This window comes from Alteromonas sp. H39 (assembly GCF_047556435.1).
GTDB lineage: Bacteria > Pseudomonadota > Gammaproteobacteria > Enterobacterales > Alteromonadaceae > Alteromonas.
Genome location: NZ_CP180210.1, coordinates 1968403 through 1979305 on the forward strand (window position 1 = coordinate 1968403; position 10903 = coordinate 1979305).

The 10903-nt window shown below is 46.1% G+C and carries 11 protein-coding genes; 4 read left to right on the forward strand and 7 right to left on the reverse strand.

Translation table 11 applies throughout. The features are described from left to right. Window positions 1-406 precede the first annotated feature (406 nt). Complete coding sequence (locus ACLBLI_RS08685) at window positions 407-739, reverse strand: YchJ family metal-binding protein (protein ID WP_414830686.1); 333 nt, start codon at window positions 737-739, stop codon at window positions 407-409. Between the two features lie 188 nt (window positions 740-927). Continuing rightward, a complete protein-coding gene (locus ACLBLI_RS08690) occupies window positions 928-1299 on the reverse strand; it encodes a deoxyguanosinetriphosphate triphosphohydrolase (RefSeq protein ID WP_414830687.1) in 372 nt (123 codons plus the stop codon). 279 nt (window positions 1300-1578) lie between these two features. On the opposite strand from ACLBLI_RS08690, the gene ACLBLI_RS08695 reads away from it, so the two are divergent. Further along, the gene (locus tag ACLBLI_RS08695; RefSeq protein WP_414830688.1) at window positions 1579-2763 is read left to right on the forward strand and encodes a porin; all 1185 of its coding nucleotides are present in this window, start codon (window positions 1579-1581) and stop codon (window positions 2761-2763) included. A 492-nt stretch (window positions 2764-3255) separates the two neighbouring features. On the opposite strand, the gene ACLBLI_RS08700 is transcribed toward ACLBLI_RS08695, so the two are convergent. The 5 genes from ACLBLI_RS08700 to ACLBLI_RS08720 form a co-directional block, all read right to left on the reverse strand. Next, window positions 3256-3900 (reverse strand): sulfite oxidase heme-binding subunit YedZ, encoded by a 645-nt coding sequence (locus ACLBLI_RS08700; RefSeq protein WP_414830689.1) that lies wholly within the window; start codon window positions 3898-3900, stop codon window positions 3256-3258. After that, the gene (msrP, locus tag ACLBLI_RS08705) at window positions 3891-4892 is read right to left on the reverse strand and encodes a protein-methionine-sulfoxide reductase catalytic subunit MsrP (protein ID WP_414830690.1); all 1002 of its coding nucleotides are present in this window, start codon (window positions 4890-4892) and stop codon (window positions 3891-3893) included. The genes ACLBLI_RS08700 and msrP overlap by 10 nt, the downstream gene beginning before the upstream one ends. Before the next feature lie 156 nt (window positions 4893-5048). Next, window positions 5049-6422 (reverse strand): anti-phage deoxyguanosine triphosphatase, encoded by a 1374-nt coding sequence (locus tag ACLBLI_RS08710; protein WP_414830691.1) that lies wholly within the window; start codon window positions 6420-6422, stop codon window positions 5049-5051. 19 nt (window positions 6423-6441) lie between these two features. Continuing rightward, window positions 6442-7005 (reverse strand): 5'-deoxynucleotidase, encoded by a 564-nt coding sequence (gene yfbR / locus ACLBLI_RS08715; RefSeq protein WP_414830943.1) that lies wholly within the window; start codon window positions 7003-7005, stop codon window positions 6442-6444. Window positions 7006-7046: 41 nt separating this feature from the next. Beyond that, window positions 7047-8267 carry a pyridoxal phosphate-dependent aminotransferase gene (locus ACLBLI_RS08720; RefSeq protein ID WP_414830692.1) on the reverse strand — a complete coding sequence of 407 codons (1221 nt, stop codon included), beginning with the start codon at window positions 8265-8267 and terminating at the stop codon, window positions 7047-7049. 267 nt (window positions 8268-8534) lie between these two features. Between ACLBLI_RS08720 and ACLBLI_RS08725 the strand changes: the two genes are divergently transcribed. The 3 genes from ACLBLI_RS08725 to ACLBLI_RS08735 all read left to right on the forward strand — a co-directional run bounded on the left by ACLBLI_RS08725 (window position 8535) and on the right by ACLBLI_RS08735 (window position 10817). Beyond that, on the forward strand, window positions 8535-9065 hold the full coding sequence (locus tag ACLBLI_RS08725) for a hypothetical protein (protein WP_414830693.1): 531 nt from the start codon (window positions 8535-8537) through the stop codon (window positions 9063-9065). Between the two features lie 273 nt (window positions 9066-9338). Next, the gene (locus ACLBLI_RS08730) at window positions 9339-10133 is read left to right on the forward strand and encodes a DUF2189 domain-containing protein (RefSeq protein WP_414830694.1); all 795 of its coding nucleotides are present in this window, start codon (window positions 9339-9341) and stop codon (window positions 10131-10133) included. A gap of 357 nt (window positions 10134-10490) precedes the next feature. After that, on the forward strand, window positions 10491-10817 hold the full coding sequence (locus ACLBLI_RS08735) for a DUF3718 domain-containing protein (protein ID WP_414830695.1): 327 nt from the start codon (window positions 10491-10493) through the stop codon (window positions 10815-10817). The last annotated feature ends 86 nt before the right edge of the window (window positions 10818-10903 follow it).

Consider the following 10903-nt stretch of genomic DNA (forward strand, 5'->3'; position numbering starts at 1 on the left):
ATCATCTTTATCAGCGGCCAGCACACAAAAATGCTTGAACGTAAGGTTAACCTTGTAAGGTGAACAAAACGCAGCCTTAATACACCAAGTTGTCACAGGTTTAGCAGGCTCAGTCAAACCGCTTTCTTATGCATGCTGAATAAATGTGCCAGCGGCGCCGTCTTTATAACTAATATGGTTAACGCGCTGAACGAGTCTCCATGCCACCCTGGTTATTTTCAACAGATAATGAATACCTGCTGGTGTTGTTCTTTAGATAGCATTGCATTTCTATAATACATGGCAGAGACAATTTCGCACCTTATATCCTTTTCTGGAAGAATATCTTGTGCATCTGAGCACAGTACGGTGAAGAGGGATAGCTTCAGTATGAAAACTATAGCGAAAAGCAGGAAGATGAATTTATTTAAGCCGCTTTCTTCAGGCAACATTGCTTGAATTTTTTGCCGCTATGGCAAGGGCAGGTATCGTTACGGCCAATTGTCACTTTGCCGTAATCATTGTGGAGGTTTCCAGTGGTATACACCCATCGGCCGGATTCCTTTATGAAAAATGACGTTTCATGCAATAAATGAGGACGGCCTTTATAAAAATAATAAGCTTTGAACTCGACACAATCTTGCCTATGTTGTGGAATAATTTGCAGCGCAAACCATTTGTTTTCATTCGCGTGCTCGGCAAGAGCGTCAACAGTCAGCGTCGGTCTGGTCTTGTTGTCATAGGTTTCCAGAATATACATGTAATTTTCAATACAATATGCACTGTAACGAGAGCGCATAAGCTTTTCTGGTGTATGCGCTGGTTGCTGGCCTTTGATAATGGGCTCGCAGCAAGCAGAAAACGTATTTTCAGAGCAACAATAGCATCGCATGTCGACGGACTTAGTTAGATAAGTGTTGGCTGGATTTTACCGGCTCAACGGGCTCATTACCACGGCCCAATTACCACATTTTGTTGTTCATGTTGCGATGCTGCAATCGTAAGATTCACTACCGATACGCTATACTTTTCACATAAAGACTGAATACGTGACTTTTCCGCTTCGCTCAAAGACAGGTTTTCTACATAGATCGTGTTGCACTGACCAGATTCAATGATCCGCTGAATCCAGCCTGGTACTTTCTCTTGATTTGGCTTTTGTATTCTTATGCCGTGCATTACGTCCTTTTTAAATGCCACAGACTCCGCAAGCAAATAAGACCAACCTTTATTGTTTTCACCCGTACCAGGATACCCCTCGAAAGGCAGCGGGAGTTGCACTACGTTATCAACCTGAATCATTTGTTGTGAATGTGTCATGTGAAAGCCTTGTTTATTTATACAGTGTTCGTATATACAGTAGTACTGTATAAATAAACATGCAAGTGTTTTTTTTATACAATCAAGCTGTTTGATTATCCGCAAATGTGCTGCCTGGGATTCTATGCAAGACGTCAACGATGATGAGCAAAAATCGTCCTTTCCTGAAAAAAATTCAGGATCTGAACTGTTTCATGACACATTTATTACGCTTTTATTGCAAAAATATGACAAAGAGATAGACTTCGCACAGTTTGCGAGCGTCACTATTGGTACATTATGGGTTCCAGATTTTACTCTTCGTTATTAACGTTACTTTGCGGTGGTTTTACCGGCTCCGCCTTTTCTTCAGATACTGTAAATATGACATACGCCAAGCCGGGTATCACGTTCAGCACATCTGATGAACGTTACAAAGTGAATGTCCATGCGCGTTTTCAGTTCCGTTATGCGACCCCCGATGATTCACAGCCGTTAGTTCCCGACGATTACCTCCTTGAAGAGGGAACCGAGTTTGGTACCAATCGGGCCCGACTCAAAATTAAAGGAAATGTAAGCCAGCCGTGGCTGCGGTTTTCTATGGAATACGATCTGAAAAACAACTATTTGCTAGATTACCGATTCAGGGTTGAGAAATATGACTGGTTGAAATTCAAAATAGGTCAGTGGAAGCTTGAGTATTCCAGAGAAAGAAGTATTAGTAGCGGCGGTCAGCAAATGCTGGACCGTTCCATCATAAACCGTCATTTTACGATTGATCGTCACCAGGCAGCCTCCGTTTATGGACATATTGACCAGAGCGGGTGGATAAATTTTAACTACTGGGCAGGAGTAGGAACCGGAACGGGCCGTGGAAACAGCGCCGACGACGATAGTCATCCGCTTTACTTCGGTCGTGTGCAATGGAATTTTCTCGGACAGGAAATGCCGTTCGTTGCCAGCGATATAAATATTACCCAGACACCTATTGCCAGCATCGGCTTTGCATCTGCGGTGAATCGCAGCAAGTATACCCGCTTCTCATCTTCGGGCGGTGGCTCGTTGGTTGGTTTTGATGAGGGGGAAGAAGGGCAGTTTGATATTGAGCAATACAATGTGGATGCCGCATTCCTTTACAAGGGAATCAGCGCTCAGGCCGAGTATCACGAAAAAACGGTCAAAGATTTATTGAACGCCGGGCTGGAGCGTACATTAACCGGTTATTATGTTCAGGGTGGATACTTTTTGCACCAGTTAATACCGTCATGGCCTAAGCCGTTAGAAATTGCAGCACGATATGCCAGTTATGACCCTGCTGAGACAAACGCCATTACGCAAAAAGAAAAAGCACTGGCTTTTAACTGGTTTATTAGCGGGCATAAGAATAAAGTTACAGTCGATGCTACCCGGTTTGAATATTCAGGTGATCAACCAGAAGACTTGGATGAGTGGCGTTATCGGGTACAGTGGGATGTGAGCTTTTAGCGATCATAAAAGAGGCCCGGAAACGGGCCTCTTACTATTTTTGCATCTGTGTACACACGTAGTGTAAAGACAGAATAGGCTCTGTTGCTACTCAAATCACACTGTTGCCAGCGGAGAGTTATACACCAGATTCACGTCAGCGAGATGGGAAGAGACGAATAATAGGAACAGGCATAAATGCCATCCGCATCGCTGTACCACCACTTTGCAGGTGTCTGCGTACGTGACGTTACCGGTCTTACGTTATCAATCAGTTAGACAGTAACTCAGATTTCTTCTTAATCTTACAATCGAAAATACGTTGCGTGTTCTTTCTACCAATATAAAAAGCCACGGTGTACGGATGCTTGCGTTTAAAAAATTTCATTAGCGATTTTAACATTGAAGCCTCCTTATCTATTTTCGCCTATTCAGAATAGAAAAGTCCTGAAGAAATGTCCAGTGTTTTTTCAAAAAAGTGTCATAAAGCTGTAATAAATGCATGTTAGTTCATCAGGAGCCCTTCCGCGCCGGCTTTGTCAGTTTTATCAGCTTGTCTCTTCTGATTACCAACAGAACGATAAGTACCCCCCAGTAGAAAAGAGAGTCGCCAAATAGCGTTTTTTGTGACCAGGTGAAATGAAGCAATGCAAGCATACCGATGAGGTAAATACTATTGTGCAGAGTTTGCCAGCGAGCACCGAGGAGACGACGGATCCGGTTTGGCGATGTTACTGTGAGCAGTAACAACAAAATCAGTGCAGTAAAACCGACGGTGATATAAGGCCTCTTGGCGATTTCACTGATGATTAACGACCAGTCGAACTGAATTTCAAAAGCGCAGTAGGTCAGAAAATGCACCAAGGCATAAACAAAACTGTATATTCCCAACAGGCGCCTGAATCGCATCAAACCTGGAAACGGTAACCATTTAGCCAGCGGTGAGACCAGTAAGGTTACCAGTAACAGATGTACCGACCATGTGCCGGTAGTATGCAATAGCGCTTTCACCGGATCGGCACCCAGGTTATCGGTGACCCCTAAGTAAAATAACGTAGCTATGTGAAGTAATATAGCCAGGTGAATCAACGCCTTTGCGGCGATGATTTTTTTACCCGACAACGTTACCGGCTTTTTAAACAGACGTGTTAATACCACTTACGAAGATCCATTCCTTTGTAGAGCGATGCAACCTCCTCATAACCGTTGAACGGCTGAGTAGGGATCCGGTCCTGAGCCAGAAGTCCGCCCGTAGTAATTCGACGTTCGGATGCCTGGCTCCACCGGGGGTGTGCGACGGCAGGGTTAACGTTGGCGTAAAAGCCGTACTCGTTTGGCGCAAGTTGGTTCCAGGTAGTGGGAGGCTGTTTGTCGGTCAGTGAAATGCGTACAAGCGATTTAATGCTTTTAAACCCGTATTTCCATGGTGCGACCAATCTTATCGGCGCGCCATTTTGGGTAGGTAGCGTCTTCCCATACATACCCACGGTCATCAGTGTCAGCGGATGCATTGCTTCGTCCATTCGCAACCCTTCAACATAGGGGTAATTAATACCTCCACCGACGAACCGGTTTTTCTGGCCCGGCATCTGACTGGGGTCATACAGTGTCTGAAATGCGACATAACGAGCTGATGACAATGGCTTTGCTTTTTTGAGCAACGAGGCTAGCTCAAAGCCAATCCAAGGTATCACCATCGACCAGGCTTCAACGCACCGCAAACGGTAAATTCTTTCTTCTAGCGGAAACATTGACGTGAGCGCGTCGGCATCCAGCGTCAGGGGATTTTCCACCATGCCGTCAACTTTTAGCGTCCAGGGATCGGTAACGAGCTCTCCGGCATGGTCCGCCGGGTCACCTTTGTCCATGCCAAATTCATAAAAATTATTGTAGGTCGACGCTTTTTCAAAAGGCGTCAGCTTTTCATTGGTGCTCAGTCCGGGAGTTTCAGAAAATGACAGAGGCTTCAGTACCTGTGCTTTTTTATCGTCGTCTTCCCAAAACCAGTCTGCTTTGACCGACGAAGATAACAATGCAGAAGCGCCAATAAAGCCCATTGATTTAAGCAAGTGGCGACGCTGTCGGTAAACTGACTCCTCGGTGACATCATTGTCGGTCAACGCGACCGAAGGCTTGAATGGTTTGGCCATATCGCACTCCTGATTTATCTGGCTTGATTGCTTCTACGGGATAAGACCCCGGGGAGTGCAGTAACCTTTCACAGATTTAATAAATGGGTGACGCTGACACTGGCTAAAAGGGCATTCGGGTAGCAACGTGCAAATGACATTGCTGAACTCGCATATTTATAAAGACATAGTGTCTTGCGTGGTGCCACGTTTGGGAACAAATAACGTGCCATAAAGTCGCGCGGCGAATTCGTCGGTCATTCCGGATATATAATCTGCAATCACCCGCATGCCATTATCGTCCTTCTGCGCAGCCCGCCATCTCGCCTGTGTATTTTCCGGTAGCAGGCGCTCGGGATCGGAACTGAATGCTTCAAACAACTCCATCACAACCAGCTGTCCCTTGTATTCAAGCATCTGTACATCCGGGCGACGGATCACTTTATTAAAAACAAACCCTTTAAATAAGTGAAGTGCCTGTGAATGAGCCTCTGACAATCTGGCATTATAGGCAAGCAGTGGATGAGCGAATCCCTCTACCTGCTTAATTTCGATCGCGGTAATAAAGGCATTAACCAGTGCGCCGATGGCGTTTTTGCGTTCGTGGTGTTGTGCGCTGAACAGTTTTTCAGCCAGTGGTAAAGCTTTTTCTGAAATACCAGGAATATCAAGCGAAATAAGAGGCTCTGCAACGTCTGATATAAAGTCGGCGTAATTGACCATGCCCATAACAATACTGTCTTCCAGATCGTGAATGCCATAGGCGATGTCGTCTGCCAGTTCCATGATGGAGCAGTCAAACGACTTAAACCGTGTTTTAGCCGCTTGCCCTGTTTTTTCTTTGAACGACATAAAGCGGTCGCGATCATTTTGCGATAGCGGTGCCAGCAGCCATTCAAAAAGGTTTTCGTCACAGCGGAAGAGGCCTTTCGGTGGGTGCCATTCACTGGCTTTTACCTGTCTTAGCGTCGTGGGACGTGTTGGGTAAGTGATGTTCTGACTCAGCGTATCAATAAAATTGGGATACTTTACCAGCCCCAGCACGCTGCGGCGGCTAAGATTCATGCCGTGGTCGGCAGTGTAAGGCTCAAGTTTTGTAATGATGCGAAATGTCTGTCCGTTGCCCTCAAACCCCCCGTGTTGATGCATCATATAGTGCAGTGCTACTTCACCACCGTGGCCGAAAGGGGGATGACCGATATCGTGTGCGAGGCATAGGGTCTCGATCAGACTGTCATCCATGCATAACAAGGTGGCCAGTTCGGGGTACTTACCGGTAAGCTGGGCATTTATTCCTGTTCCGATTTGCGCCGCTTCCAGTGAATGAGTTAGCCGGGTGCGGTAAAAGTCACTTAAGCCGACACCCAGTACCTGGGTTTTTGCCTGGAGACGGCGAAACGCGGCAGAGTGCAGTACTCTGGCTTTATCGCGCTGATAGGGCGAGCGATGGTCGCCATCACGACTTTGAACGCGCGGCAACCGCCGCTCGAACCACTGCGATTCCCATGACGTTGACTGAACATGTGAGCTGTTCGCTTCGTGCTGCCTCAATCTTAACTCCTTTGACCGGTTAGCCTGGCTCGTCTTGCGTAATTTCATCCAGACTCAGTGAAAAGCTCGGGACGTAGCGGGTGATAAAATAGTCTACTTCATCGGATTGATAAGCTTTTAAAATGGTGTCCAACCGCTTTTTGGCAAGCTTAAATTCCTGATTACCCGCCGCCAGTTCCTCCAGCGTCTTCAGATACGCACACAAAACATCTGCGGCTTTGACAATAAACGCTTCCTCTTCGGAGTGCATGTGGCTGTCGATAAGCGCAGCATAGTCGTCACGAAATGCTTCGGGCGCCATGTCGACAAGCTTTTGTTCTGCGATTTTTTCAATTTTTTTGTATTCGTCTTTTATCGCCGGGTTGAAATATTTCACCGGGGTAGGCAAATCGCCGGTGAGTACTTCAGATACATCATGAAACATCGCGATGGTGGCAATACGCTCAGGGTTCAGCGTACCACCGAAGAAACGATTTTTTATCAGAGCAAGGGCATGTGCGACCATGGCTACCTGCAGACTGTGTTCCTGTACGTTCTCTGTACGGATATTGTGCATAAGCGGCCAACGATTGATTAACTTCATTCGCGACAAATGGGCGAAGAAGTGGCTTTTATCCGACACCGCTATGCTCCTTGCGTATAGTGACTGAAAAATCGTCCGATTCTCGTCAGTGCAGGCGAGAGAACGTCGCAGTGCGGTAAAAACACCAGCCGGAAATATATGCCTTCATTTAAATTAAAGGCCCGTCCGTGTACTAACAGAATCTTCTCTGCGCTCAGCAGGTCGAGGATCATCTGCTCATCGTTATGAATATTGAATTTCTTCTCATCGACCTTCGCAAAACAGTACATAGCGCCATTGGGCTTCACACAACTTATACCATCAATGCTGTTTAGCATATCGCTGGCAAGATCGCGCTGCAGTTTCAGCCGTCCATTGTCGCTGATAAGATCGTTGATGCTCTGATATCCACCCAGCGCGGTCTGGATTGCACTTTGGCAAGGTACGTTTGCACACATGCGCATAGAAGAAAGAATATTTAACCCTTCAATATAGTCTCTGGCTACGCGTTTATTACCAGAGACGACCAGCCAGCCTGCGCGAAAACCGGCAACCCGGTAGTTTTTAGATAAACCGCCCAACGTAACGCAGAAAACCTCATCCGTCAGTGAGGCGATGCAGGTGTGTTGTGCACCGTCGTAAAGTATTTTGTCGTAAATTTCGTCACTGAAAATAACCAGTCCGTGCTCACGGGCAACCTTAACTACCTCTTCAAGCAGAGCTTTGTCGTACACTGCACCTGTAGGGTTATTTGGGTTTATCAGTACGATCGCCCGGGTTTTACTGGTGATTTTGCTTTTGATGTCGTCAATGTCCGGGAACCATCCGGCCTGTTCGTCACACCGGTAATGTACCGGTGAACCGGAAGATAAGCTGACAGCTGCTGTCCACAGCGGGTAGTCAGGGCTTGGCAGCAATACCTCATCGCCATGGTTTAGCAATGCCTGCATGGCCATCATGATCATCTCACTCACGCCATTACCAATGTAAACATCGTCAACGCGAATATGCTTAATGTTCATTTGCTGGTAATACTGCATAACTGCCACGCGAGCGGCATAAATACCCGTGGAGTCTGAATAACCCTGAGAAGTGGGCAGGTTATGGATCACATCTTTGAGTATATCGTCCGGCGCTTCGAAGCCAAACGGAGCAGGATTACCAATATTCAGTTTCAGGATGCGATGGCCTTCGTCTTCCATCTTCTTTGCCTGCGCGGCAATGGGGCCTCTAATGTCATAGCAGACATTATCCAGTTTGTGTGAGCGAGCTACGGTTTTCATGGTCTATCTGGTTGATTTACATACGCATCAGAGTATCGCAAAGCAACGATGCTGGCTAACCCTAATTTTGCTTATTGCAGGTATTTTTTGATGGTATTTTTCAGTTCGGCAGGGGGCGTCAGGATAGATATAAATAGTAGGGAAATAAAGAATGGTAACGACACATTTATATACAGTTTGCCGTTAGCGTATTATCCGCAAATCAGCTTTAATAGTGAATGACACCTGTTATTACGCACAACCTGTTGAATGTGCCGGGAATGATCTATGCCTCTACCTTTATTATGGCTTGGTGCTGGTATTGCTGCAGCATATGCTGGCTCGCAAATTGCCAGAGAAAAACAAAAATCTGATGGCCACATCCGGCATTTTCCTGGCGAACACCAAACCGAAGTGACGCCGGTAGACGGCGCTATAGTGTGCTGCGGAATCTACGAATTGTTTCAGCACACGGGGATCTGGCTGGATGGTAACATTGTTGAGTTGAGAGGGAACGGTCTTATCCGGGGCATTTCTCCTTCACGATTTCTCTCAGACCGTTCAGGTAACCGGGTTTTTGTCGCCTGTAATGAGGCCCTGGAACCGTTGGTGGCACCAGATACTGTCACTAATGCATTAGACAGGCTATACACCTATTCTGAGTACGATCTGGTCTCTAACAACTGCCACCGTTTTGTGTATGAGTGTGTCAGTGGTTCCTCCCGGCGCATTACTCGGTTTGCGGAGCTCAATGCCGCCCTCAAAGTACAGTTTCACACTGCCATCCACTGGCAGCCTGTCCGTATGCCAATAAACTAAATCAATAGTAAGCGGAGCAGGGTACTAGGTTCTCCTCATGGAATACTCCGCTTATTTTCCTTTTTAAACAATATGATAGCCTGTTAGCTTCCCACCTCAATTGCCTCTTTGCTGTCGTGCCTGCGGCTTAAAGCTGGAATTATTACATTAATTTATGTTAAAAGTTTGTGAACCTGGCTTACTGCACCTATCGTAATGAGTAGTACTCCGCTAAAAGTGCACTCATAGCACTGGACGGATACGCTTGATCAATCAGACTTCTGAGGGGAAGCTATGTCACAGCATTTCAAAGAAACACCACAAAACGCGATTACTGAAAGTGGAATTGCAAGGGTGATTCCCTGCAAAGAGCTTGATGTAGGCGATCCAATTAAATGGCTATCGCTGGGCTTACGCGACATGGTAAAAACGCCTGGACTTACCGCATTCTATGGCGTCATGTTCGCCATAATCCCGTGGTTAATAACCTACCTTGTCGCGATGACCGGCTGGCATTTAGTGATTATGCCTGCCATTGTCGTGTTCATGCTAATTGGTCCGTTTCTGGCTGCCGGTCTGTACGACGTCAGTTGGGAATTGGAGAAAGGCCATAAACCTTCATTGAGACACTCGCTACGCGCCATGCGTCGTAACGCTGTTAACGAGTGGGGGTTTGGGATCTTGCTGATGGTTATGATGATTTTCTGGCTTCGGGTCGCGTCGCTAATTCATGCACTTTATCCACCTTACCTTGACGAGACGCTGGAAAGCCTTATGCCATTCCTCATTCTTGGTACCGCTGTAGGTGCATTATTTACGCTGGTCATGTTGTTTATAACCGCTTTTACTCAGCCCATTCTTATGGAAAGGAAAGTCGATCTGGCAACTGCTGTACTAACCAGCGTAAATGCAGTCTGGTTGAATAAACTCCCTATGCTGATTTGGGGCGCCATTATCTTCAGCGCGGTTGCCATTGGGTTTGTCACCGGTTTTATCGGTTTTATCTTTCTGATGCCGCTGATTGGATATGGATCCTGGCATGCTTATATCGATGCTATAGAGACGAAAAAGCCGAGAAATTACGAATAAAGTGTAATTTTATTACAGTTTTGAGGCGGTTTTTTCACTCAATTTCCCGAAAAACGCCTTTTTTCTGTAAAACTTTCAGTAACAATATTACATTTCTGGCGATTTTGAAGCTCCATAGCTAGAATTATTTTGCAGTAAAATTCTTTTTTTAATTCCTTTTTGTTATATCTGATTTTTATAAATCCAGTAAAATCAGTGACTTGTGTTTTTAATGCTTGTTTAACATTCTGTTTTACCGCCTATTTACCCACTTACAACAATATTCCAACAGTAATTTATTTTCAGATGAGGCATAACTTAATAGCGCCAGGGCAGCAAAGCCTGGCGATACAGAGTTTGCCAAAACATGAGGATTAAATGATGAAAACTGTAAAAGCACTTGCAATGGTATTGGGTATGGTTGCGGCTTCAGGAAGCGCACTAGCAGCGGCTCCGCAAAAAGACGTGCGTTTTGTTGGTGATACGCAGTTCTCTGGATTCTGCAAAGCCATTGTAATGGATGACATCAAAGTATTGCGCGCTAACTTGTCTCGCAACGTCGGTCGTATTGGTGCCAGCCAACGTGAAGTACTGCGCATGGTAACGGCGGAAGATGGTTTGACTTGCAATGGCGAAACGCTGATTGACTTTTCAATGAAGCGTGATGCGAATGCAGTTTACGAATACCTGACTTCGCGCAGCTAATCGTGCTCTGGCTAAGCAAACGGGTGCGCCGACTTTGGCGTAACTATCGGGGCACCCGTCATGATGGCTATTGTTGGCGAGTTATG

Bases quoted from the DNA above. Each gene is read 5' to 3' on its own strand.
- ACLBLI_RS08685 (WP_414830686.1), bottom strand. From the start codon at position 739: ATGTATATTCTGGAAACCTATGACAACAAGACCAGACCGACGCTGACT.
- ACLBLI_RS08690 (WP_414830687.1), bottom strand. From the start codon at position 1,299: ATGACACATTCACAACAAATGATTCAGGTTGATAACGTAGTGCAACTC.
- ACLBLI_RS08695 (WP_414830688.1), top strand. From the start codon at position 1,579: ATGGGTTCCAGATTTTACTCTTCGTTATTAACGTTACTTTGCGGTGGT.
- msrP (WP_414830690.1), bottom strand. From the start codon at position 4,892: ATGGCCAAACCATTCAAGCCTTCGGTCGCGTTGACCGACAATGATGTC.
- yfbR (WP_414830943.1), bottom strand. From the start codon at position 7,005: ATGAAGTTAATCAATCGTTGGCCGCTTATGCACAATATCCGTACAGAG.
- ACLBLI_RS08720 (WP_414830692.1), bottom strand. From the start codon at position 8,267: ATGAAAACCGTAGCTCGCTCACACAAACTGGATAATGTCTGCTATGAC.
- ACLBLI_RS08725 (WP_414830693.1), top strand. From the start codon at position 8,535: ATGCCTCTACCTTTATTATGGCTTGGTGCTGGTATTGCTGCAGCATAT.
- ACLBLI_RS08730 (WP_414830694.1), top strand. From the start codon at position 9,339: ATGTCACAGCATTTCAAAGAAACACCACAAAACGCGATTACTGAAAGT.
- ACLBLI_RS08735 (WP_414830695.1), top strand. From the start codon at position 10,491: ATGATGAAAACTGTAAAAGCACTTGCAATGGTATTGGGTATGGTTGCG.